Genomic DNA, 23,902 nt, shown 5'->3' with positions numbered 1-23,902 from the left:
GAGGTCAGCCGCCGAGGATCTCGCGGGCCAGCTTCGCCGTCTCGGTGGGCGTCTTGCCCACCTTGACGCCCGCGGCCTCCAGGGCCTCCTTCTTCGCCTGGGCGGTGCCCGACGAACCGGAGACGATGGCGCCGGCGTGGCCCATGGTCTTGCCCTCGGGCGCGGTGAAGCCCGCGACGTAGCCGACGACCGGCTTGGACACGTTCTTCGCGATGAAGTCCGCGGCCCGCTCCTCGGCGTCGCCACCGATCTCGCCGATCATGACGATCAGGTCGGTCTCGGGGTCGGCCTCGAACGCGGCGAGCGCGTCGATGTGCGTGGTGCCGATGATCGGGTCGCCACCGATGCCGACGGCGGTCGAGAAGCCGATGTCACGCAGCTCGTACATCATCTGGTACGTCAGCGTGCCGGACTTCGAGACCAGGCCGATACGGCCCGGCTTGGTGATGTCGCCCGGGATGATGCCGACGTTCGACTGGCCCGGGGTGATGATGCCGGGGCAGTTCGGGCCGATGATGCGGGTCTTGTTGCCCTTCTTGCCGGCGTACGCCCAGAACGACGCCGAGTCGTGCACGGCGATGCCCTCGGTGATCACGACGGCCAGCGGGATCTCGGCGTCGATGGCCTCGACGACGGCGTCCTTGGTGAACTTCTCCGGCACGAAGATGACGGAGACGTTGGCGCCGGTCTTCTCGATGGCCTCCTTGACGGTCCCGAACACGGGTACCTCGGTGCCGTCGAAGTCCACGGACTGACCCGCCTTGCGCGGGTTCACGCCGCCCACGACGTTGGTGCCGTCGCCGAGCATGAGCTTGGTGTGCTTCATGCCCGTGGCGCCGGTCATGCCCTGGACGATGACCTTGCTGTCCTTGTTGAGCCAGATAGCCATGGTGTGTTGGTGTCCTCGTCCTGAGTGCTTACTTGGCGGCGTGGGCCAGCTCGGCGGCCTTGTCGGCCGCGCCGTCCATGGTGTCGACGCGCTGCACCAGCGGGTGGTTGGCGTCGGTGAGGATCTGCCGGCCGAGCTCGGCGTTGTTGCCGTCGAGACGGACGACCAGCGGCTTGGTGACCTCCTCGCCGCGGTCCTCCAGCAGCTTCAGGGCCTGGACGATGCCGTTGGCGACCTCGTCACAGGCGGTGATGCCGCCGAAGACGTTGACGAAGACGGACTTGACGTCCGGGTCGCCGAGGATGATCTCCAGACCGTTGGCCATGACCTGGGCGGAGGCGCCACCGCCGATGTCCAGGAAGTTGGCCGGCTTGACGTTGCCGTGGGCCTCACCGGCGTACGCGACGACGTCCAGGGTCGACATGACCAGACCCGCGCCGTTGCCGATGATGCCGACCTCACCGTCGAGCTTGACGTAGTTGAGGTTCTTCTCCTTGGCGGCGGCCTCGAGCGGGTTGGCCGCGGCCTTGTCGTGGAGCTCCTCGTACTCCGGGTGACGGAACTCGGCGTTGTCGTCGAGCGACACCTTGCCGTCCAGGGCGATGACCTCGCCGGAGGCGACCTTCGCGAGCGGGTTGACCTCGACGAGGAGGGCGTCCGACTTGATGAAGGTGTCCCACAGCTTGATGAGGACGTTGGCGACCTTGTCCGCGACCTCGGCCGGGAACTTGGCGGCCTCGACGATCTCGCGGGCCTTGGCCTCGTCCACACCGTCGATGGCGTCGATCGCGATCTTCGCGACGGCCTCCGGACGGGTGGCCGCCACCTCCTCGATCTCCATGCCGCCCTCGACGGAGGCGATGGAGAGGAAGGTGCGGTTGGCACGGTCGAGGAGGAAGGAGACGTAGTACTCCTCCAGGATCTCCGGGGCCGTCTCGGCGATCATGACCTTGTGGACCGTGTGGCCCTTGATGTCCATGCCGAGGATGTCGGTCGCCCGGGCGACCGCCTCGTCCGCGCTCGCGGCGAGCTTGACGCCACCGGCCTTGCCGCGGCCGCCGACCTTCACCTGTGCCTTGACGACGGACTTGCCACCGAGGCGCTCAGTGGCTGCGCGGGCCGCCTCAGGCGTGTCGATGACTTCACCGGCCAGCACCGGTACATCGTGCTTGGCGAAGAGGTCCCTCGCCTGGTACTCGAACAGGTCCACGCGCTTCCGTCCCTATCAGTGATCTCGCGGTTCGTTGTCTGCGTGGGCGTGCCGCGAGGGCAACGTGACGTCCGACCGCTGTCTGTCACAAGGGAGGCGCACACGGTGTCCGAGCGCGCGGCATGTCCGTCTCGCAGGTTATCGCTGCTTGCGGGGGGCCTCTAAATCGCGGGTCACACCTGAGCGGTGATACCTGTCACATGATGCCGCGATCAGCAAAGATCTCTGGCACGGCGTGCCGACTGTGAGTTCTCGGTGATGTGACGGGCGAGGACCTCACCGGGCTGGGGTTGACCCGGTGAGGCCCCCTGAACAGCCCGAAGGGGCGCGAATGGGCCACCCCTCGGGGCACCGGCCGGGTGGCCCCCACCCCAATGGGGACCACCCGTCCCTTCCGCGGGGTTCCGGCCGGACGGACCGACGGCTTTCGGCCGTTCGGGGCCGTCTGCCCCGCGGAGTCGTGGTTCGCCTCGGCGGAGCGGCTCGCGCCGCCGGGCGGCGGAGCGTCGTACGCGGCCGAGGCCGTCGTACGACGTCCGGTTCGGTCCGGTCAGATGCGGTACGCGCCTCCCGGGTGCGGGTCCTGCGCGTAGTCCGGTGTGATCGACCCGGCGACGCCCTGCACGCCGGTGGCCGCGTTGCCCGCCAGCGGGCCGGCCGAGTCCCGGACCGTGCCCGTCAGGTCCTCACCGAAGGGCGCGACCTGGCCCGAGACGCCGTGGGCGAAGGGGCCGGCCTCGCCGGCCAGCCCGTCCGCGAAGGGCCGCACGTCGCCCGTGACGCCGTACGCCAGGCTGGTGGCGCTGCCGCCGACGCCCGTCACGACCGGCTGTGCCGTGTCCACGACCTCGTGCACCAGGGGCTGCGCGGCGCCGGCGACGCCGTACGCGAACGGCCGCACCTCCTCCGTGACGCCTTCGGCGAAGGGAACCGTCTGCCCGGCCACCCCGTGAACGAACGGATCGACCTCGCCGACGACCCCGCCCGCGAAGGGCCGGACGTCACCGACCGCTCCGTGGGCCAGCGCGCCCGCGTCCCCGACGGCCTGACCGGCGACCGGCATCGCGCCGTGCACGGCGGTGCCGGCGACGGGCGGCAGGACGGCACCGGTGACATCCGCTGCGGCCTGGTCGGTCAGGCCGGTGGCGTACCGGGGCACGTCGGCGGCGACGCCCCGCACGGCCGGCCGGGTGGCGGAGACGATGTCGGCGGCGAGGTGGCCGGCGCCGGAGACGGTACCGGCGGCCACGGGCCGGACGTCGGCGACGGTGCCGTACGCGAGGTGCTCCACACCGCCGGCCGCGCCGTGGGCCGGCGACCGCACGTCCTGGACGGCATCGACGGCGATCGGCCCCACGCCCGCGACGGCCTGGGTGGCCAGCGACCGTGCCTGCGCTGCGATGCCGTAGGCCAGCGCGGTCGCGGCGTCGGCCGTGTGCCCCGCCGCCCCGGCTGTCCCGGTCACTGCCCCGTTCGCGACCGGCACGACGCCGTCAGCCGTCCCGCCGACGACCGGCCGCACCCCGGTCACCGCCCCGGCGGCCACCGACCGCACGCCGTCCACCGCGTTCCCGGCGAGCGGGAGGATCCCGGCGACCGCGTGCCCGGCGGCCGGGGTGACGCCGTTGACGGCGTGCCCGGCGACGGGCAGGACGCCGTGCACGGCCTGGCCGGCGATCGGCGGGACGACCGCGTCGGTGGTCTGCTCCACCACCGGGGCGACCGTGCCGGGGACGGTGGCGACCGTGCCGACGACCCGCTGCTCGACGCCGCCGACGGTGCCGGTGACCGCGCCGGTGACCACGCCGGTGACGTGCCTCGGGACGGCGGAGACGGAGCCCTCGGCGGCGGTCTCGACGGCGGCGGCCCGTTCTGCTGCGGCGGCCCGCGCGGCCGTCGCCGTGCCCTTGGCCTCACCGTCGACGTGCGCGGCGGCGGCCTGGGCGACCTGCTGCACACCCGCTCCGGTGCGGCCCGCGCCGGCCACGGCGTACTGCGTCTTCGCCCGTACGACGCCCTCGACTCCCCCCGCCTGCGAACGCGCCGCCGCCTGGGTGCCCTGCAGCTTCGACTGCGCGGCAGCGAGCGCCTGCTCCAGCTCGGGGGCGAACGCGGCCAGCGGGCCGAAGAGGTAGTCGATGGTCTGGGAGGGCCGCGGAGTGTGCCGGGCGATCTGCTCCGCTGCCCGGTCGGCGCGGGCGGCCTTGGCGCCCTGGATGGCCTGGGTGGCCTTCGGAGAGGTGGCGGAGGTGGAGAGGGAGGTGCCGGTGGAGGACGGGACGGTGACCTCGGCGTCGACGTAGCGGCGGGCTTGGTCGGCGGTGCTCGTCGGCGCCTGCTGGGCCTTGCGAGCCGCGTCGGTCGTACCGGTCGTACCGGTCGCGCCGGTCGTGCGGGCTGTGCCGGTCGCTTCGGTCGTGGCGGTGACCGCGCCGGTGGCGCCGCTGGCGACGTCCGAGACCGTGCCCCTCACGTCGGAGACGACACCGTCGGCCGCGTCGAGCAGGTCGGCGGAATCGGGGTGATGGGCCGTGGCGTCGCTCGCGTCGGCGACGGTGTCCGCTGCGGAGAGGGAGGAGGCGGGCAGCTCGTCCGCGTTGGCGGCGGTCGAACCGAGCGCCCAGGCGCCGGTGACGCCGGCGGCTATGACGATCGAACGGCGGATGTTCTTGTTCATGCGTACGTCGAATCCCTGAATCTTGGGGCTCCGAAGGCCTCCGGAGGTTCGGCGGATGCGCGAGGCTCCGGGGCTTCGGACGGGTTGGGGACATTGCGGCGCCGGTTCCGGTCGCGGTCCGGGGGATCGAGGACCAGCGGGAGCGGATACGGCTCCGGCGGCTTGCGTCCGGAAGACGCCCGGTGAATGTCCTCAGGACGTTGGGAACCGGGTTCCGGACGGGCGGGCAGACCTGTTTCCACCCCCCGCGCGGCAGGTCCGCGGCGGGGAGGCAGGTCCAGCCGGCCTGCCGGCCTAGGCGGGGGAAACCGGTATGTCCCGGTGCCTGTCCCGGATCTCGTCCGCGTCGGCACGCGCCGCGTCGCCGGGCAGCAGCCGCACAGGCGCCCGCTGAGTCACCGACAGCGCGTGCGCGTCCCCGTGCCGCGGTCCGCCGCCGTCGCCAGCCGAACGGTTGCCCGTCACACCGGGACGCTCGGCCGACACCCGGTGGTCGGGGACGTCCGCCGCGGGCGCGGTGCGGTGCGCGTCGGTGCGAGCGAAGGCACTGGACACGGCGGCGCCGGCGCCGTACCGCGGACCGTGGGTGACGGTCACGGCGGCACGGGAGCGCCCCTCGTCCGCACGACCGCCGTCTTGCGCCGACACCGCCGCTTCCGGCCGCGGCGTCGCGGTGACGGGGGCGGGCGGGGTGTGGCCGGGGGTGTCAGGAGAGGACGGCAGATCGGGGATGCCAGGGGTGTCGGGGAGACCTGGGGTGTCGGGGAGACCTGGGGTGTCGGGGAGGGAGGGGAGGCCGGGAGTGGCGGGGGCGTCCGGCAGCCCGGGGAGCCCGGGGAGCCCCGGGCCGTCGGGGAGGTCCGGGATGGTGGGCAGCCCCGGGAAGCCGGGCGGGTTCGGCGCGTCGAAGCCCGGGAGGGACGGCACCTGCGGCGCCTCGTGCGCCCCCTCGACCACCGACTCGACCAACGCGCCGACCGGCTCGACGACGCGCTCGGTCACGGGCCGCAGAGGCACGCCGACAAAATCGCCGGCGGCCGCGGCGGTGGACTCACCGTCGTCCACGGCGTGCAGGGTGCTCCCGGACGCCGACAGCGCGGGCTCGAACCCGACGGAGGCCGAGGGCACGGCGTCCGCGGGCATGGCGTACGAGGGCACGGTGGCTGGGGGCACGGCGTCCGCGGGCACGGCGTACGAGGGCACGGTGGCTGGGGGCACGGCGTCCGCGGGCACGGCGTACGAGGGCACGGAGGCTGGGGACGACACGGTGCCGCCGCCGACCGGCACCCGGTCCGCCGCGTACGCCCGTTCGCCGCAGAGGAACGCCAGCGCGAACAAACCGCCTACCAGCAACGCCGCCTGCAGCGCACGACGCCCGGCCGCCGTGCGCAGGACACGCAGAGCGGCGACAGGCGAAGCGGCTGGCCAGGTCAAGACGAGACGGGTCCTCCCGTGCGGCGGAACGAGGTACACGTGACGGCAACGAGTCGGCGCGAAACGGTACGGACGAGCGGCGCGCGGGCGCACCGCTGAAGAGAGAGCGATCCTTGCACGCCCCTCCCGAGGTCGCGCAAGCCCCCCGTTACCGATGGGTACTCATGTCCGTTTTGCTGGCCCGAGCCGGTGGTCATCACGTCGACAAATCACCGGGGATCCTCGCCGTTTGCCGTCCGCCTCCACCTGGACAGAGGCTGCTCGGCGCCTTCATCCCTCCTCTTCCGTCCGTCAGTCGGTGTCCGGCACCGGAACGGGCCGCTTCTCGATGGCCGCCGCCATCACCTCCGGAAACAGGTCCGGCGTGCAGGCGAACGCCGGTGCGCCCAGTGCCGCCAGCGCGGCGGCGTGCTCCCTGTCGTACGCGGGCGCCCCCTCGTCCGACAGCGCCAGCAACGCCACGAACTGCACCCCCGACGCCTTCATCGCCGCGACCCGCTTGAGCATCTCGTTGCGTATGCCGCCCTCGTAGAGGTCGCTGATCAGCACGACCACCGTCTCCGCGGGCCGGGTGATCTGCGACTGGCAGTACGCGAGCGCCCGGTTGATGTCCGTGCCGCCGCCGAGCTGGGTGCCGAACAGGACGTCGACGGGATCGTCGAGCTGATCGGTGAGGTCGACGACGGACGTGTCGAAGACGACGAGCCGCGTGCTGATGGACCGCATGGACGAGAGCACGGCTCCGAACACGGACGCGTACACCACCGACGCCGCCATCGACCCCGACTGGTCGATGCAGAGGATGACCTCCTTCTTCACCGACTGCGACGCCCGCCCGTACCCGATGAGCCGTTCCGGCACGATCGTTCGGTACTCGGGCAGGTAGTGCTTGAGGTTGGCCGCGATCGTGCGGTTCCAGTCGATGTCGTGGTGACGTGGCCGGTCGACGCGGGCACTGCGGTCGAGGGCACCGGTGAGAGTGGCCCGGGTACGGGTGGCGAGCCGCTTCTCCAGGTCCTCGACGACCTTGCGTACGACGGCCCGTGCCGTCTCCTTCGTGGTCTCCGGCATCGCCTTGTTGAGCGACAGCAGCGTGCCGACGAGGTGCGCGTCCGCCTCGACCGCCTCCAGCATCTCCGGCTCCAGCAGCAGCGTGGACAGCCCGAGTCGGTCGATGGCGTCCCGCTGCATGACCTGGACGACGGAGGACGGGAAGTACGTCCGGATGTCCCCGAGCCACCGGGCCACCGACGGCGCCGACGCCCCGAGCCCGGCCGACCGGTCCTTCCCGGACTGCCCCTTGTCCCGCTTGCCGTAGAGAGCGGACAGCGCCCCGTCCATCGCCGCGTCCCGTCCGGAGAGCGCGCATCCGGTGCCGTCGGCGGCGTCCCCGCCCAGCACCATCCGCCACCGCCGCAGCCTCTCCTGGGCGGGATCCGACGCTTCGGTCGTCATCAGCACACTCCCTTGCGACGCCGCCTCGCCAGGTGAACCACCGGCATCGTCGCCGTCATCGCCACGCCCCCTCACGAGCCCGCTCCCACAGCGGCATCACCGGCACCGTCGTCGTCCTCGGACGGCTCTGCGCCGCGCAGCCGGCCGGTCGCCCGCCGAGGCCGACCGCCGCGACCCGCACTGCCGGTGCCTTCACCGCGTCAGTTGTCATCCCGTCACTCCCGCAAGGTCGTTGTCGCCGAGGCCGCCTTCGACGTCCTCTGCCGCTTCCGCTTCCATCTGGTCCAGCCCGAGCAGCAGCCGCACCACCGGCACCACTGCGTCCGCCCGCTCCGCGTCGAGCCCGGCGCCGAAGCCGGGTATGCCGGAGCCCCCGGCACCCGTGCTCCTCCGCTGTCCTGGCCCACGACGGACCAGCTCACCCAACGTCCGCCGCACTCCTGGCTCGTACGCCGAGAAGGTGCGCCGCAGCAGTGGCAGCACATCCGTGAACGCCTCCCCCGGCACCCCCGTCAGCCATGCGTCGACCAGCCCGAGCAGGCGCTCGTCGTGCACGAGCAGCATCCCGCCGCCCGAGCCCCCGCCGACGAACCCCTCGATCCACACGGCGGCATCCGCCGGCGGAGTCCCCGGGGACAACGCCAGCCCCATCAGCCGCGCCGCCTCCTCCTGCGCCAACTCCCCGTCGTCCAACAGCAGCCGCACCGCACGCCCTCGGATGACACCGGGCACGCTCTCGCGCGCCGACAGCACCCGAAGCACCCCGTGCCAGCGGCCGCGCAGGCCACCGTGACCGGGAGCGGGCGGATGTCCGGGGCCGCCCGGAGTCACCGGCCCCGCCCCGTCCTCCAGCAACGCCACCGCTCCCTGCACCGCGTCCACATGGCGCCGCATCTCCTGCGCGGCCTCCGCGTCCAGCGCCGCGCAGGCCGGGGGCAGGCCGACGAAGACGCGCTCGGCGAGGCCCGCGGCGACCTCCGCGAGAGCTCCGGTGTCCGTGCCGCGCACGTCGCCGTATCTGAGGGAGCGGACCAGCGCGGGCAGGGCCTGGGCGAGCCGGCCCACGTCCGTGTCGAGGGCGGCCCGGTCGGCGAGGATCCGCATCACCGCGGGCAGCGCGTCCGGCAGTTCGGCCAGCAGGCAGCGCTCGGCGAGAGCGGTGACATCGGCCAGACCCTGCGCGGCGACGGCGTCCGCCTCGGCCTTGGCCGTCGCCGCGGCCAGTACGGTCGTCCCCCACACCCCGGCTTCCGCGACCCGTACGGACAGCTCCGGTTCCCACCGCAGCCGCCACGTCTCCCGGAAGGTGCCCGTGCTCCCCCGGGACTCGACCGCTTCACCCCAGGCGACGCCGAGCAGCCGCAGCCGGTGCAGCAGCCTGCTGCGTCCGGCGTCGTTCTCCTTGCGCAGGTCGAGTTCCAACTCGCGCTCCAGCGCCTCCGGTTTGAGCCGAAGCCGACGCTGAAGCCGGTCGAGGTCCCGCTGCAACGGCACCGCCGGCGCCGCCCGCGGCACCTCCCCCAGCACGTCCCCCACGACCAGCCGGTCCCGCACCAGCGCCAACGGCACGTCCGAGCCCTCGCACATCACGGCCCGCACGGCGTCGGTCGTCTCGCTCAGCCCCGCCAGCGGCCGCCCGCGCATCGCCGCGAGCGTCTCCGCCAACCGCACCGCCTCGATCACATGCGCCGAGGACACGATCCGGTCCTCGTCACGCAGCAGCCCGGCCACCTTGGTCATCCACCGCTCGACCGGCCGGTCCGGCGCGCCGAAGAGGTGCCCGTACCACCCCGGAGAGTCGATGCCGGCCCCGTACCCGCTGGCCCGAGCCAACCGGCGATACGTCCACGGCACCCAGGTCATGTCCGCCTTGACCTTGGGCAGCCCTTTCAGCAGCGCCTTGTCGGCGGCCACGGTGCTCTTCCGCCGTAGCGCCGGAACGTGCCACGCCCCGCAGACCACGGCCACCTCGTCGCCGAACTCTCGCTGCGCAGAGCGAAGTTGGAGCCGCATCTGCGCCTCGCGTACGAGATCCCGCTCATGTCCCCCGCTCCCGTACGCCTCCCGCAGCGCCCCCATGGCCTCCTCGAGCCCGGCGAACGGGGCGAACACGTCCCCGTCACCCGACCCCCGGTGCTCGACGACGTCCTCCCACCACCGCTCGGGATCGTCGTAACCGGCGGTTTCGGCCAGGACGGCGAGGGGGTCCAGTCGGACGTCGGCGTTGGGGCCGCGCTCGTCCGGCGTACCGTCGTCGGCCGCGCCGGGCGCCGGCACCAAGCCTCCCGTCCCGTCGGTGTCAGCGGGCCCACCCTCCGGGGCGCCGCCGCACCCCGGCTGAGCACCGGCATCCGGCTCATCCCTCTCACCGGGCCCCGCGCCTGCCGTGGCCTCGTCCTGCTTCCCCCATGCCAGCGTGTGTGTGGCGGGCAGGTCGATGAAGCGGGCCGGGACCTGGTGCTCCAGGGCCCAGCGCATCGCGACCCACTCCGGGGAGAACTCGGCCAGCGGCCAGAAGGCCGAGCGTCCGGGCTCGTCCACGGCGTGGGCGAGGAGGGCGACCGGCGGTCGCATCGCCTCGTCGGCGGCGAGCGGGATCAGTGCGTCCGCCTCGGGCGGTCCCTCGATCAGCACGATCCGGGGCCGGGCGGCCTCCAACGCCGCCCGCACGGCCCGAGCCGATCCGGGCCCGTGGTGCCGCACGCCGAGCAGCAGTGGTCCTGGCGGGTTCGACGCCGTGGCGGCTGCGGTCGAGGGGTCCCCGTCCGCGCGTCGTCCGCCTGGCGGGTACCCGCCCCCGTGGCACCGCTGCCGGCCTCGCCGGCGCTCCGGCTCTCGGCCCTCTCCACACCTGTCACACCGAACCCCCTCACCTACGTGTTCCCTCATCGCCCCTCCTGCCGGCCCCGACCGCGCGGTGCCTCACGGTCACGGACCGCCGTCACGGCACCACCGCGCAACAGCTCGCGGTCACGGCACCATCGCGAGCCGATTCGCCGTCACAGCACCATCGCGAGCCGATTCGCCGTCACAGCACCATCGCGAGCCGACTCGCCGTCACTGCACCACCGTGCGCCGACTCGCCGTCACAGCTGCGGCATCCGGCCGTCGCCCACCACCCGGTCGCGCCCTGTGACGCGAGTCGGCGGGTCACCCCCTCGGGGCAGCCGCCACGTGCCGCACCCGCGGCCCACTGGCTCGGGCCCACCCGCCCGGCCTCGTCCGTCCGCCCTCGCGGCACCGCGTCAACGGGCCGCCCCGGCCACCGACCGGCCCGGCTTGGATCCACCCGCCTTGGACCCCCCGCTCGGGCGGCCCCACCCCAGGTCGTCGTTCACGCGCTCACCTCTCGGCACGCCCGGTAGAAGTCCGTCCAGCCGTCCCTCTCGCGTACCACCGCCTCCAGGTATTCCTGCCAGACGACCCGGTCGGCCGCCGGATCGCGGACGACGGCGCCGAGGATGCCCGCGGCCACGTCGCCGGATCGCAGCACCCCGTCCCCGAAGTGGGCGGCCAGGGCGAGGCCGTTGGTGACGACGGAGATCGCCTCCGCGGTCGACAGCGTGCCGCTCGGCGACTTCACCTTCGTGCGGCCGTCGGAGGTGACTCCGTCGCGCAGCTCACGGAAGACGGTCACGACGCGACGGATCTCGTCGGTGCCGTCGGGTGCGGCCGGCAGATCGAGGGAACGGCCGATCTGGTCGACGCGGCGCGAGACGATGTCCACCTCGGCCTCGACGCTCTCCGGCAGCGGCAGCACCACGGTGTTGAAGCGGCGGCGCAGGGCGCTGGAGAGGTCGTTGACGCCACGGTCACGGTCGTTGGCCGTGGCGATGAGGTTGAACCCCCGGACCGCCTGCACCTCCTGCCCCAACTCCGGTATCGGCAGCGTCTTCTCCGAAAGGATCGTGATCAGCGTGTCCTGCACGTCCGCCGGAATCCTGGTCAGCTCCTCGACCCGCGCCGTCATCCCCTCGGCCATGGCCCGCATGACCGGGCTCGGCACCAGGGCGTCACGGCTGGGCCCGTGCGCGAGCAGTTGCGCGTAGTTCCACCCGTATCGGATCGCCTCCTCCGGTGTGCCCGCCGTGCCCTGCACCAGCAGCGTCGAGTCCCCGCTGACGGCTGCCGCCAAGTGCTCGGAGACCCATGTCTTCGCGGTGCCGGGCACGCCGAGCAGGAGCAGGGCGCGGTCGGTGGCGAGCGTGGTGACGGCGACCTCGACGATGCGGCGCGGCCCCACGTACTTCGGCGTGATCACTGTGCCGTCCGCGAGCGTGCCGCCGAGCAGATAGGTGGCCACGGCCCACGGTGACAGCTTCCAACGGGCCGGACGCGGACGGTCGTCCTGCGCGGCCAGCGCCGCGAGCTCCTCGGCGAAGGCGTCCTCGGCATGCGGTCGCAACGCGTCGGCCGCCGCGGGCTCCCCCGTTTCGACGGTGATCGGTTCTACGGACACAGGCATGGCAAAGTCCCCCTCCAGCTCGGCCGGTTCAGCCGTTTCGGATCTGGCATCCACGTTGCACCACGCCACTGACAATCCGTTCCGACCTGCGAAAACGTCCTCGCGACGCCGCTTGCGGTGCCTCGGCGCCGACCGATTGTCAGTGGGGGGATCTACCTTCGGTGTCATGACTCAGCAGGGGGTGCGCTGGACCGCGGACCAGGTGCTGGCACTGGCGCCTGACTCCGCGTCACGCAAAGCGGGCAGCAAACTCGGCACGGCGGGACCGTGGTCCGAGGCGGGGAGTTCCGACGAGGGGACGGTGTGGGGGCTGTGCAAGGGCAGTGGCAGCAAGCCGTATCAGACGGTCATCGACATCGCGGACGCGTCCGGGCCCGCGTACAAGTGCAGTTGCCCGAGCCGGAAGTTCCCGTGCAAGCACGCGCTCGGGCTGCTGCTGCTCTGGGCGAGCGGCGAGGGCGCGGTGCCGCCCGGGTCACCGCCGGACTGGGCGGAGCAGTGGATCAAGGGGAGAAGGCAGCGGGCGGAGGAGAAGCGGACGGCGGGCACGTCCGGTTCCCCTCCCGCATCCGGTGACCCCGAGGCGGCGCGGCGCAGGTCGGAGCGCCGGGCCGAACGGGTCACCGCGGGCGCCACGGAGCTGGAGCAGCGTCTGGCCGACCTGCTGCGCGGCGGCCTTGCCGGTGCGGAACAGGCCGGGTACGGCCTGTGGGAGGAGACGGCGGCCCGTATGGTCGACGCCCAGGCCCCCGGACTGGCGGCACGGGTACGGGAGTTGGGGACCGTGCCGGCATCCGGCCCCGGCTGGCCGGTGCGTCTGCTGGAGGAGTGCGCCCTCCTCCACCTTCTCGACCAGGGCTGGCTGCGCCGCGAGGAACTGCCCGCGGATCTGTCGGACACGGTCCGCTCCCGCGTCGGCCTGCCCTCGTCCGCGGACGGCAAGCCGGTGCGGGACCGATGGCTGGTCCTCGCCCAGTACGACACGGCGGACACCAAACTGACGACGCGCAGGATATGGCTGTACGGCGCCGACTCGGACCGCACCGCGCTGCTCTTGTCCTACGGCGCCGCCGGCCGTGCCCCGGAGCTGGCGCTGCCGGTGGGGCTGGTTTTGGAGGCCGAGGTCTCGGCCTACCCGGGCGCCGGGCAGTTGCGGGCGGCTCTGGGCGAGCGGTTCGCACCGCCCGTACCCGCGGAGACACGGCCGCCAGGGGTGACGACGGCCGAGGCGGCCGCCCGGTACGGCGAGGCACTGCGCGCCGACCCTTGGCTGGACTCCGTCCCGGTGACGCTGGACCGGGTCATACCGACTCCGGACGGGGACTCCTGGCAGCTGGCGGACGCCGAATCGGACACGGCCCTGCCGCTCACCCCGTCCGCCCGCGCCCGCCCGGGCCTGTGGCGTCTGGTCGCCCTGTCGGGCGGGGCTCCGGTCAAGGTGTTCGGCGAGTGCGGACACGGCGGCTTCACCCCGCTGACGGCTTGGCCGCAGGGGGCGGGAGAGGCGGTGCCTCTGTGCTGAGCGACGCGCTGGGCGACAGCGACCGCAAAGCGACCGCCTCCGACCGCTCCTCAGCACCCCGGGGCGGCACGGAGCGACCCCACGACGGCAGAGAGGAATGAACCGATGGCCAGTCCTACCGCTCCTATGGCTCCCGTGACTCCTATGGCTCCTGTGACTCCTGTGACGTCGTCGGCGCCGGACGCCTGGGAGGAACTAGTCACGGCGGCGCTGCTCGGGACGGACCGGCGCACGCCACCGGGTGGTGCGCCGGGGCGCGAGGCGCCGGTGGCGCTGCTGGACGCGGCGGCCTTGGAGACCGTACGGCGACGGGCCGGTCTTCGTCCGGCGCGGGCTGCGCGGCGGCCACAGCCCGCCCCCGAGGACCCGCGACCGGTGCTGCCCCCGGCGGCGGCCCGGCGGCTGGCCATGTTGCTGGCCGATCGCCCCGGCACCGGGGGCGGCGGCCGTCGAGGTACGGCGCCGGACCTCATGGAGCTGCTGCCCCAGTGGCTCGCGGCGGCGAACGACCGAGGTTTCGCGCCGCCCCCTGAGTCGCTGCCGGCCCTTCTGGACGCGGCGCGGGGGCGTACGGATCTGCGGCCGGCGGCACTGAGCTTCGCGGGCCCCCGGGCCGTGTGGCTGGCCCGGCTGAACCCGGAGTGGCGCTTCGCCCTGCGTGCGACACCCGGCGGGGGCGCGCCGTTGCCCTCGCTCGGGGACTCCGGCGAGGTGTACAGGCTGTGGCAGGAAGGGCTGTTCGCCGAACGGGTCGCCCTGCTCTGCGCGATCCGCGCCCAGGAGCCCGCCGCCGCACGCGAGCTGCTGACCACGACATGGGCGACGGAGCGGGCCGAGGACCGGCTGATGTTCCTCGACTCGCTGCGGACCGGGCTGGGCTCGCGGGACGAGCCGTTCCTGGAGCAGGCGCTGGCCGACCGGAGCCGCAATGTCCGGGCGACGGCGGCGGAGCTGCTCTCCGCGCTGCCGGGCTCGGCGCTCGCCGCACGGATGGCGGTGCGCGCGGGGGCGTGCGTGGCACTGGACCACACGCACGACACTGCGACGATCAGTGTCGAGGCACCGCACGAGTGCGACCCGGGCATGGAGCGTGACGGTGTGGTGTCCAAGGCTCCGGCGGGGCGGGGTGAACGGTCCTGGTGGTTCGGCCAGTTGGTGGAGGCCGCGCCGCTCGGGGTGTGGCCGGGGCGGCTCGGTGGGCGCACGCCTCAGGAGATCGTGGCGCTACCCGTGGCGGACGACTGGCAGAGCGAGCTGCATGCGGCGTGGTGCCGGGCGGCGGTCCGGCAGCGGGACGCCGAGTGGGCGAGAGCGCTCCTCGGGTCGCCGTCGGCGCCCGAGGCCGGAGGTCCGGGGGCCGTGTCCCTGGCGGAGCGCGCGAAGCTGCTGGGCACGCTGGGTTCCGCCGAGCGGGCCGAGTGGGTCGCCGGGTTCATCGCTACGCATGGGCTGTCGGAGGCGTTTCAACTGCTCGGGGTGTGTGCGCTCCCGTGGGCGCCGCCCTTGGGAAGGGCGGTGGTCGACGCGCTCAACATCGCGCGGGACGCGGGGAGTTATCCATGGAGTTTCAGTGGTGTGATGGGTTTGGCCGAGCGCTGTCTCGACCCGGCCGAGGCGAGCCGTCTCGACGGCCTGCTGGCCGTACCCGACGAGGCGGAGGACGCGTCGCCGGGAGCCGGGGGGTACTGGGCGGAGGCGTTCCAGCGGCTGGTCACGACGCTGCGGTTGCGGGCAGCCATGATCGAGGAGATGGGACCGCCACCCAGCTCGTCCGACGCGTGAGGGGTGGGCCCCCAAGAAGCGAAACCGACCCCGGACGCAAACCGGAACCGCCCGGAACCGACCCCGGACCGAAACCAACCCCGGGCGGAAACCGAAACCGACCCCGGACGCAAACCGGAACCGGTCCCAACCCCGCACCGGAACAGGAACCGGACCGAAACCGGAGCCCGAGCGAGACCTGGGGGGCGGCCGCCTGCCCGGGACGGTCACCCCACCGACGGTCAGTCCGCCGGCCCGCGCCCGAAGCCGGCTCAGCCGCCGGAGGCAGCGGGCTGCCGCACGTTCGCCCGCACCCAGTCCACGATCGACTGCGTCGTCGCGCCGGGCGTGAAGATCTCCGCGACGCCCTTCTCCTTCAGCGGCGCAATGTCCGCCTCGGGAATGATTCCGCCGCCGAAGACGAGGATGTCCTCCGCCTCGCGCTCCTTGAGGAGGTCGATCACGGCGGCGAAGAGGGTGTTGTGCGCTCCGGAGAGGATCGAGAGGCCGATGGCGTCGGCATCCTCCTGGATGGCGGTGTCGACGATCTGCTCGGGTGTCTGGTGAAGCCCGGTGTAGATGACCTCCATACCGGCGTCGCGCAGCGCCCGCGCGATGACCTTGGCTCCTCGATCGTGGCCGTCGAGCCCCGGCTTGGCCACCACCACGCGGATCGGACCGGCTGCCACACCCATCACTGCCTCCATGAAGCGACTACATCCATCCGTACCGACAAGTACCGCTCATATATGAGTTATGCCGCACAGGGCGCACATGCCATACATGGTGCGTGTATCGCACTTTCCGCCGCTCACGCGCCGGACGTACCGTCCCCGGCACGGACGCCCCGGGCCACGCCGCCCGAGGAAGTGAACGAACGTTATCTCCAGCATCCCGCAACCGGCAGTTTCGCGGTGCGGACCGAGGGGGAAATCACACGGTGGGACACGTTCGCCGCGCACCGTTCCACATCTTTGCGGCACACGGGCCGCAGCAGTCCGCGGCACGCGCGTCGCAGCGGGACCACGCGCAACGGGAGCCGCAACGAGGTCGCCGCACCACGCGCCGCAGGCCGCGCGCCGTGACGGTGCGGCGCGTCGACGGTGGCACGAAGGGCACGCAGGGCAGGTCAGGCACGACAGCGGGGAGCCTCGTAGCCGACACCGGCAGGGCACCCCGTCAGGCGATCGACGCACCACGGCCACCAGGGCCGGCGAACCACGACGCCACACGCCTCGCCTGCCCCACGCGCTCTCCGTACCTTCGCCGATCACCTCCGCAGCGACTTCCACGAGGGCACACGGGGGCCGGAGTCGTCCTCCTGCGTGCCGCAAGGAGGTCGGCCATGAAGGTCACCGGGGCAGTCTTCCCCTTTCTTTCAGTCTGTCGGCGCCTGCTCCCGAGCAGGCTGGCCGGCCTCTCCGTAGCCCTGCTGAAGGCGACCGCCCTGGAGATCGCGATCCTCGCCGGGCATCTGCTCCTGTATCCGTCCGGCATCACGCAGGAGCGCCGGGCCGCCCCCGCACTCCCCACGGAGGACACCGCACACCTGCCCACAAAGACCCGGCCCCCCGTCGTCCTGCTGCACGGCTTCATCGACAACCGCTCGGTCTTCGTCCTGCTGCGGCGCAGCCTCGCCCAGCACGGCAGGCACCAGGTCGAGTCCCTCAACTACTCGCCCCTGACGTGCGACATACGCGCCGCCGCCGAGTTGCTCGGCCGCCACATAGAGGAGATCTGCGAGCGCACCGGAAGCCGTCAGGTGGACATGGTCGGACACAGCCTCGGTGGGCTGATAGCCCGCTACTACGTCCAGCGCCTCGGCGGTGACCTCAGGGTCCGCATGCTCGTCACGCTCGGCACCCCGCACTCCGGCACCCGGGTCGTCCCGCTGGCCAACGCGCACCCGATCGTCCGTCAGATGCGCCCCGGATCACCGGTCCTGGAGGAGCTGGCGGGCCCGGCGCCCGGTTGCCGTACCCGCTTCGTGAGCTTCTGGAGCGACCTCGACCATCTGATGGTCCCGCTCGAGACGGCCTGCATCGACCACCCTGACCTGCTGGCGCAGAACATCCGCGTGAGCGGCATCGGCCATCTCGCCCTGCCGGTGCACCCCGCAGTGGCGACCGGGATACGGCAGGCCCTGGACACCGCCGGACCGGGAGCCGAAGCGGACAGGGAGGCGGACGGCCTGACCGTGGCGTGAACGGCCCGTCCCCTCGGCCGCGGACGGCCACCTGAGCAGGTCTCCACAGCCGACTCCGACTCGCCGCACAGCCGCCGGACAGCCGAGCAACGTCGAACAATCTTCGAACACAAGGCCAAACTCGCGCCCGCAGTCCGCCAAAACACGGCCGAATGCCCGTTTCCTGCGCGCGTGAAACCTGCCGAAGATTGTCGTGCCCGCGTACCGCCGGGTACAGTCGCCGCACTGCTCTGGCAGCCCCTGTCGTCGAGGCGAGAGAGAAGTTGGTGAACGATCGTCACCCGTCGGGGACAATGACCTCCCCGGCTCCGGCTTCCGATGCCGCCACGGCGCACTACGCGTCGTACGGCGCCCAGGAGGCCCACTACGGTGACTCCACCACGTACGGTGCCTACGACGCCACACATTTCGACGCCGCGGGCCACACCTCCACCTTCGACGCGGACCCCCTGTTCGGCAGCCTTCCCGGCGCGAACACGGGCGCGCACGACGCGACGCAGTGGTCCACGGGCAGCCAGCAGATCCTGAACCACGACGCCTACGCGGCCCAGCACCACGCCGCCTACGACACCGGCGCGTACGACACCACCGCGTGGACGACCGGCCACCAGCAGCTGTCGTTCGTCCCGCAACAGGCCACCGGTCACGACACGTCGGGCCAGTGGGACGCGAGCGCCTGGCTCCAGCCCGACCAGTCCGGCGCCCCGGCGGACCAGACCCAGCACTGGGAATGGGGCACGCAGACCTTCGAGACGGGGACGTACGACGCCACGCAGTGGAACTCCGACGGCGGCACCGACACCACCGTGCAGCCGGGCGGCGAGTACGAGCAGTCAGCAGAATCCTTCGATCAGCAGGCCACGGCCCACTTCGAGCAGATCGAGCAGCCCGGCTACGACGACCCCGCCCACGACGACACCGAGCTGACCTCCACCGGTCAACTCCCCGAGGTGGCACCGCTCCTCGACGACCAGGAGGAGGCCGCTCCGGCTCCCTCCCCCCGCGCCGCGTCCCGCAGCGGGACGCGTTCGCGCCGCCGTACGCCGCCCAAGCGCTCCGCGCTGCTGACCATCGCCGTGCCCTCGGCGTGTGTGATGGGTGTCGCGGGCATCGCGGCCGCCTCCGTCGGCACCCTGACCGAGGACCAGGGAACGGTGACGACCGCTTCGGACGGCGAGGCCGTGAAGCCGTCCACCGCGAACAACAAGCTGGACGCCCAGCTGGAGACCCTCGCCGCCGGCGCAGACGACTTCGGCGACCGGGTCAGCCGTACGCAGGAGCGGATCGACCTCAAGGCCCAGCAGGAGGCCGAGAAGCGGAAGGCCGCCGAGGAAGCGGCCCGCAAGGAGCGGCTGCGCCCGAAGTTCGCCCTTCCGGTCGCGCAGCACGGACTCAGCGCCTACTACGGCCAGTCCGGCATCAACTGGATGTCCCTGCACACCGGCATCGACTTCCCCGTCTCCTACGGCACGACCGTCATGGCCGCGACCGACGGCACCGTCCGCACGCAGTGGAACAGCGCCTACGGCAACATGATGATCGTGACCGCGAAGGACGGCACGGAGACGTGGTACTGCCACCTCTCCAGCTACCGTGTCGCCTCCGGTACGACGGTCAAGGCCGGCGATCCCATCGCGTACTCCGGCAACTCCGGCAACTCCACCGGCCCGCACCTGCACTTCGAGGTGCGTCCCGGGGGCGGCTCGGCCATAGACCCGCTGCCCTGGCTGCGCAGCCACGGGGTCGACCCCACGTAAGAGGCGCCCGCGGCCCCTGACTTGCCTGTGCGCCCCGCTCCACGGCGGGGGCGCACACGTGTCCGCCGCTACAGCTTCTCCACCGGCGCGTACCGCAGCAGCAGCCGCTTCGGCTTGGTGTCCCCGAAGTCGATCGTCGCCTCGGCGTTCGCCCCCGTGCCCTTGACGCCCGTCACGGTGCCGAGGCCGAACTGGTCGTGGGTGACCCGGTCACCGACCGCCAGCTGGACGACCGGCTTCTCCGAGGTGCGTCGCGTGGCGAAGCCCGATGCGCCCGACGCCGAGGAGCGCGAGCGGGACGACGACAGCGAGGCGGCCACGCCGGCCGCGGGACCGGAGGACATGGGCGCGCTCGCCCCCGTCCGCTTCCAGTCCACGTGCGCCGCCGGGATCTCCTCCAGGAAGCGGGAGGGCGGGTTGTACGACGGCTGCCCCCACGCACTGCGCATCGACGAGCGGGTCAGGTAGAGCCGCTCACGCGCGCGCGTGATGCCGACGTAGGCGAGGCGCCGCTCCTCCTCCAGCTCCTTGGTCTGACCGAGGGCACGCATGTGCGGGAAGACGCCGTCCTCCATGCCGGTGAGGAAGACGACCGGGAACTCCAGGCCCTTGGCGGTGTGCAGGGTCATCAGGGTGATGACGCCGGAGCCGTCCTCCTCCTCGTCCGGGATCTGGTCGGAGTCGGCGACGAGCGCGACCCGCTCCAGGAAGTCCGCCAGCCCGCCGGAGGTGTCGCCCTCACCCGTCTCCTGCTCGAACTCCAGGGCCACGGCGGCGAGTTCCTGGAGGTTCTCGATACGGGTCTCGTCCTGCGGGTCGGTCGAGGCCTGCAACTCGGCGAGGTAGCCGGTTCGTTCGAGAACCGCCTCCAGGACGGTCGCCGGTCCCGCGCCGGACTCGACGATCGTACGGAGCTCCTCCATCAGCGTGTTGAACCGCTTGACGGCGTTGGTCGACCGGGCGGCCATGCCGTACGCCTCGTCCACGCGCCGCAGCGCCTGCGGGAAGCTGATCTTCTCCCGCTGGGCGAGGGCGTCGATCATCGCCTCGGCACGGTCGCCGATGCCCCGCTTGGGCACGTTCAGGATCCGTCGCAGCGGCACGGAGTCCTCGGGGTTGGCCAGCACCCGCAGGTAGGCCAGGACGTCCCGGACCTCCTTGCGCTCGTAGAACCGCACACCGCCGACGACCTTGTAGGGCAGGCCGACCCGGATGAAGACCTCTTCGAAGACACGGGACTGGGCGTTCGTCCGGTAGAAGACGGCGACATCGCCGGCCTTCGCGTGGCCCGCGTCCGTCAGTCGGTCTATCTCCTCGGCGACGAACTGCGCCTCGTCGTGCTCGGTGTCCGCGACATAGCCGGTGATGCGCGCGCCCGCGCCCGCGTTGGTCCACAGGTTCTTCGGGCGGCGGGATTCGTTGCGCTCGATGACCGCGTTGGCGGCGCTGAGGATCGTCTGCGTCGACCGGTAGTTCTGTTCGAGCAGGATGGTCGTCGCGTCCGGGTAGTCCTCCTCGAACTGGAGGATGTTGCGGATCGTCGCGCCTCGGAAGGCGTAGATCGACTGGTCGGCGTCGCCCACCACGCACAGCTCGGCGGGCGGGATGTCGAACTCGCCGGGCGGCACGTCGACGGGGTGTTCGCGGGTGCCGACGAGTTCGCGCACGAGGGCGTACTGGGCGTGGTTGGTGTCCTGGTACTCGTCGACGAGGACGTGCCGGAAGCGGCGGCGGTAGTGCTCGGCGACGTCCGGGAAGGCGCGCAGCAGGTTGACCGTCGTCATGATCAGGTCGTCGAAATCGAGGGCGTTCGCCTCGCGCAGCCGCGACTGGTAGAGGGCGTAGGCCTGGGCGAGGGTCTTCTCGAAGCCGTCGGTGGCCTGCGCGGCGAAGTCCTCCTCGTCGATCAGCTCGTTCTTCAGATTGCTGATCTTGGCGCTGAAGGACTTGGGCGGGAACCGCTTGGGATCGAGATCCAGATCCCGGCAGACGAGCGCCATCAGCCGCTTGCTGTCGGCGGCGTCGTAGATCGAGAAGGACGAGGTGAACCCGAGCTTCTTGCTCTCTCGCCGCAGGATGCGCACGCACGCGCTGTGGAAGGTCATCACCCACATCGCGTTCGCCCGTGGGCCGACGAGCTGCTCGACGCGCTCCTTCATCTCGCCCGCGGCCTTGTTGGTGAAGGTGATCGCGAGGATCTGCCCCGGATGCACGTTCCGCTCGGCCAGCAGATGGGCGATGCGGTGCGTGAGCACCCGGGTCTTGCCGGAGCCGGCACCGGCCACGATGAGCAGCGGGGTGTCGGAGTGGACGACGGCGGCACGCTGGTTCTCGTTCAGCCCCTCCAGGAGCGCGGCCGCGTCGAGCGCCGGGCGTGGAGCACCGTCGCGGTAGTAGGCGTCCCGGTCCGGCGGCACGTCGAACTTCCCGCCGAACAGATCGTCCGGAACCGGCTCCGGAGCATGATCGTCCTCGGGCGGTGGCGGGTGTTCTTCCTCATGGGCCCGCGGGGCCTGGAGGTCCGCCAGGAAGCTGTCGTCAAAGAGGCTGCTCATCGCTCTCCGAGTCTAGGGCGCCCCACTGACAGCCCGCCCCCGCCCTGAGAACATCGCCGGATTCCGCACCCGGAGCCCGCCCAGGCCCGCACTCCAGGCACTCTCCACCACGACTCCCTCACGCTCTGCGACCAGTACCCACTCGCCGTAAGCGGTCGCACTCCTCAACCGACACCGGCCACCCGAATCCACGGCCGACGACCACACGATCGAGCTACCCGACCACGGCGAGGACCACGACGGACGAGAACCGGACATAGAACCAGAAGAGGACCGGACGAGAACCGGGAATGCGGCGGGAAGCCACGACGGAGAACCCGACCAGAAAGAGACAGACATCACTTCTCTCCCCGAACCTGAACAACTCCCCACAACCACCCACCGATCGACCCTCGACCAGGCCCACCTGACTCAAGGTCACGAAAATGTATCGGGCATATCGAACATCAACCTTCACAGGGGCCACACGAGTTGGCTACCGTGCCCGGCAGGCCGTACGACCCCCTCCGGCGAACGTCGCCGGGCCGCGCGGCCTCCGTCGAGTCCGGCGTGCCACCGCGCAGCCGGAGCCGGGGACCCACCTAAATTGGGGTGAATCGGCCACATCCCGTACAGGGAAGGCCGTAGGGCAACCCTTCCGAACCACCCGCCCGAACCCGACAGCTAACTCGGTAGGCGGAACATGGAAGGAGTCGCCTCCCTTGGCGTCGCACCGCAAGTCGCGTCCCGCTGGTACGCGCGTAGCAGGCATACGGACCCCCGCCCTCGCCACGGCGGCCCTCACCTCCGTGGCCCTGCTGTCCCAGTCGGCCAACGCGAGCCCCTCGACGGACGACAAGCCGAGCCTCGAAGAGGTCGAGAAGAAGGTCGACGACCTCTACCGCCAGGCGGAGTCGGCCACCGAGAAGTACAACGCGGCCAAGGAGAAGACCTCCAAGCAGCGCAAGCGCGTCAGCGCCCTCCTCGACGACGTCGCCAAGCGCACCCAGAAGCTCAACGAGGCGCGCGAGGAGCTGGGACGCAACGCAGCCGCCCAGTACCGCACCGGAGCCGCCGCCCCCGACACGGCGACCTTCCTCCTGGCGGACACCCCGCAGGACTACTTCGACCAGTCCCAGCTGATGGACCGTATGACCGGCCGTCAGAAGGAGGCGGTCGACGAGTACTTCACCCAGCAGTCGGCGACGATGAAGAAGCGCCGGGAGGCCACCCGGAGCCTTGAGACGCTCACCGAGTCGCAGAACGACCTGCAGGCCGCCAAGACCACCGTTCAGAGGAAGCTCTCCGACGCGCGCGAACTCCTCTCCAAGCTGACGGCCGAGGAGAAGGCCCGCCTCGCCGCGATCGAGAAGCGCAAGCAGGAAGAGGCGGCGCGCAAGGCCGCGGAACTGGCCCGGCAGCAGGCGGAGGCCGAGCGTCAGCGCCAGGAGGCCGCCCAGCAGCAGGAGGCCGCCCAGCAGGGCAGCGAGTCGGCGGACTCGGGCGCCTCGGAGGCACCGGCGCCCGACTCCTCGTACGCCACCAAGGCCGAGAAAGCCCTGGCCTTCGCCCGCGCCCAGATAGGCAAGCCGTACGTCTGGGGAGCCACCGGCCCCGACTCCTACGACTGCTCCGGCCTCACCCAGGCCGCCTGGAAGGCCGCGGGCGTGGACATCCCGCGCGTCACCTACGACCAGGTCGAGGCCGGCACCACGGTCCCCCTCTCCAGCGCCCAGCCCGGCGACCTGGTCTTCTTCTACGACGACGTCACCCACGTGGGCATCTACATCGGCAACGGCATGATGATCCACGCCCCCAAGCCCGGCACGTACGTCCGCGAGGAGTCGATCTACTACGACGGCGAGTCGTCGATCCACAGCGTGGTCCGCCCCGCCTGACGCCAGCCCGCGCGGAGAGGGCGAGGGCGCCGCCAGCCCTCTCCGTGGCCGCCGCCGTGGACGTCCCGCGGCTCAAGGCACCGGCGAGGTCCTG

14 protein-coding genes and 1 riboswitch are annotated in these 23,902 nt (G+C 72.0%); of the genes, 5 read left to right on the top strand and 9 right to left on the bottom strand.

Going from position 1 to position 23,902, the window contains the following annotated elements:
• Positions 1–4 precede the first annotated feature (4 nt).
• From sucD to ACWCPI_RS06940, 7 genes are all read right to left on the bottom strand, one after another.
• On the bottom strand, positions 5–889 hold the full coding sequence (sucD, locus tag ACWCPI_RS06970; RefSeq protein ID WP_451037090.1) for a succinate--CoA ligase subunit alpha: 885 nt from the start codon (positions 887–889) through the stop codon (positions 5–7).
• A 28-nt stretch (positions 890–917) separates the two neighbouring features.
• Positions 918–2,099, bottom strand: a complete 1,182-nt coding sequence (gene sucC / locus ACWCPI_RS06965) for an ADP-forming succinate--CoA ligase subunit beta (RefSeq protein WP_451037089.1) — start codon at positions 2,097–2,099, stop codon at positions 918–920.
• A 550-nt stretch (positions 2,100–2,649) separates the two neighbouring features.
• Positions 2,650–4,776 carry a hypothetical protein gene (locus ACWCPI_RS06960; RefSeq protein ID WP_451037088.1) on the bottom strand — a complete coding sequence of 709 codons (2,127 nt, stop codon included), beginning with the start codon at positions 4,774–4,776 and terminating at the stop codon, positions 2,650–2,652.
• Positions 4,777–5,070: 294 nt separating this feature from the next.
• Positions 5,071–6,210, bottom strand: a complete 1,140-nt coding sequence (locus ACWCPI_RS06955) for a hypothetical protein (RefSeq protein ID WP_451037087.1) — start codon at positions 6,208–6,210, stop codon at positions 5,071–5,073.
• Positions 6,211–6,501: 291 nt separating this feature from the next.
• Positions 6,502–7,665 carry a VWA domain-containing protein gene (locus tag ACWCPI_RS06950; protein ID WP_451037086.1) on the bottom strand — a complete coding sequence of 388 codons (1,164 nt, stop codon included), beginning with the start codon at positions 7,663–7,665 and terminating at the stop codon, positions 6,502–6,504.
• A 207-nt stretch (positions 7,666–7,872) separates the two neighbouring features.
• Positions 7,873–10,554 (bottom strand): DUF5682 family protein, encoded by a 2,682-nt coding sequence (locus ACWCPI_RS06945; RefSeq protein WP_451037085.1) that lies wholly within the window; start codon positions 10,552–10,554, stop codon positions 7,873–7,875.
• 445 nt (positions 10,555–10,999) lie between these two features.
• Complete coding sequence (locus ACWCPI_RS06940; RefSeq protein ID WP_451037084.1) at positions 11,000–12,130, bottom strand: ATP-binding protein; 1,131 nt, start codon at positions 12,128–12,130, stop codon at positions 11,000–11,002.
• 166 nt (positions 12,131–12,296) lie between these two features.
• Here ACWCPI_RS06940 and ACWCPI_RS06935 point away from each other — a divergent pair, with 166 nt between their 5' ends.
• Both ACWCPI_RS06935 and ACWCPI_RS06930 read left to right on the top strand, forming a co-directional pair.
• Positions 12,297–13,652 (top strand): SWIM zinc finger family protein, encoded by a 1,356-nt coding sequence (locus ACWCPI_RS06935; RefSeq protein WP_451037083.1) that lies wholly within the window; start codon positions 12,297–12,299, stop codon positions 13,650–13,652.
• 144 nt (positions 13,653–13,796) lie between these two features.
• On the top strand, positions 13,797–15,434 hold the full coding sequence (locus tag ACWCPI_RS06930) for a DUF5691 domain-containing protein (protein WP_451037082.1): 1,638 nt from the start codon (positions 13,797–13,799) through the stop codon (positions 15,432–15,434).
• A gap of 251 nt (positions 15,435–15,685) precedes the next feature.
• Here ACWCPI_RS06930 and ACWCPI_RS06925 read toward each other — a convergent pair whose 3' ends face one another.
• Complete coding sequence (locus ACWCPI_RS06925) at positions 15,686–16,108, bottom strand: cobalamin B12-binding domain-containing protein (protein ID WP_019754804.1); 423 nt, start codon at positions 16,106–16,108, stop codon at positions 15,686–15,688.
• Positions 16,109–16,758: 650 nt separating this feature from the next.
• Here ACWCPI_RS06925 and ACWCPI_RS06920 point away from each other — a divergent pair.
• Both ACWCPI_RS06920 and ACWCPI_RS06915 read left to right on the top strand, forming a co-directional pair.
• Positions 16,759–17,619 (top strand): esterase/lipase family protein, encoded by an 861-nt coding sequence (locus tag ACWCPI_RS06920; protein ID WP_451037081.1) that lies wholly within the window; start codon positions 16,759–16,761, stop codon positions 17,617–17,619.
• Positions 17,620–17,912: 293 nt separating this feature from the next.
• Positions 17,913–19,376, top strand: a complete 1,464-nt coding sequence (locus tag ACWCPI_RS06915) for a M23 family metallopeptidase (RefSeq protein WP_451037080.1) — start codon at positions 17,913–17,915, stop codon at positions 19,374–19,376.
• Between the two features lie 68 nt (positions 19,377–19,444).
• Here ACWCPI_RS06915 and pcrA read toward each other — a convergent pair whose 3' ends face one another.
• Entirely contained in the window at positions 19,445–21,931 is a 2,487-nt protein-coding gene (gene pcrA, locus ACWCPI_RS06910) for a DNA helicase PcrA (RefSeq protein WP_451037079.1), read from the bottom strand.
• Positions 21,932–22,471: 540 nt separating this feature from the next.
• Positions 22,472–22,624, top strand: a riboswitch (cyclic di-AMP (ydaO/yuaA leader).
• A gap of 8 nt (positions 22,625–22,632) precedes the next feature.
• Between pcrA and ACWCPI_RS06905 the strand changes: the two genes are divergently transcribed.
• The gene (locus tag ACWCPI_RS06905; RefSeq protein WP_451037078.1) at positions 22,633–23,808 is read left to right on the top strand and encodes an NlpC/P60 family protein; all 1,176 of its coding nucleotides are present in this window, start codon (positions 22,633–22,635) and stop codon (positions 23,806–23,808) included.
• The last annotated feature ends 94 nt before the right edge of the window (positions 23,809–23,902 follow it).

It is taken from the genome of Streptomyces sp. NPDC001920, assembly GCF_053594495.1.
This window is presented reverse-complemented; position numbering and strand designations above follow the sequence as displayed.

What these genes read in the sequence shown, in the direction of transcription:
- sucD (WP_451037090.1), bottom strand. Translation starts at nt 889, where the DNA reads ATGGCTATCTGGCTCAACAAGGACAGCAAGGTCATCGTCCAGGGCATG.
- ACWCPI_RS06960 (WP_451037088.1), bottom strand. Translation starts at nt 4,776, where the DNA reads ATGAACAAGAACATCCGCCGTTCGATCGTCATAGCCGCCGGCGTCACC.
- ACWCPI_RS06950 (WP_451037086.1), bottom strand. Translation starts at nt 7,665, where the DNA reads ATGACGACCGAAGCGTCGGATCCCGCCCAGGAGAGGCTGCGGCGGTGG.
- ACWCPI_RS06945 (WP_451037085.1), bottom strand. Translation starts at nt 10,554, where the DNA reads ATGAGGGAACACGTAGGTGAGGGGGTTCGGTGTGACAGGTGTGGAGAG.
- ACWCPI_RS06940 (WP_451037084.1), bottom strand. Translation starts at nt 12,130, where the DNA reads ATGCCTGTGTCCGTAGAACCGATCACCGTCGAAACGGGGGAGCCCGCG.
- ACWCPI_RS06935 (WP_451037083.1), top strand. Translation starts at nt 12,297, where the DNA reads ATGACTCAGCAGGGGGTGCGCTGGACCGCGGACCAGGTGCTGGCACTG.
- ACWCPI_RS06930 (WP_451037082.1), top strand. Translation starts at nt 13,797, where the DNA reads ATGGCTCCTGTGACTCCTGTGACGTCGTCGGCGCCGGACGCCTGGGAG.
- ACWCPI_RS06925 (WP_019754804.1), bottom strand. Translation starts at nt 16,108, where the DNA reads ATGGGTGTGGCAGCCGGTCCGATCCGCGTGGTGGTGGCCAAGCCGGGG.
- ACWCPI_RS06920 (WP_451037081.1), top strand. Translation starts at nt 16,759, where the DNA reads ATGAAGGTCACCGGGGCAGTCTTCCCCTTTCTTTCAGTCTGTCGGCGC.
- ACWCPI_RS06915 (WP_451037080.1), top strand. Translation starts at nt 17,913, where the DNA reads ATGACCTCCCCGGCTCCGGCTTCCGATGCCGCCACGGCGCACTACGCG.
- pcrA (WP_451037079.1), bottom strand. Translation starts at nt 21,931, where the DNA reads ATGAGCAGCCTCTTTGACGACAGCTTCCTGGCGGACCTCCAGGCCCCG.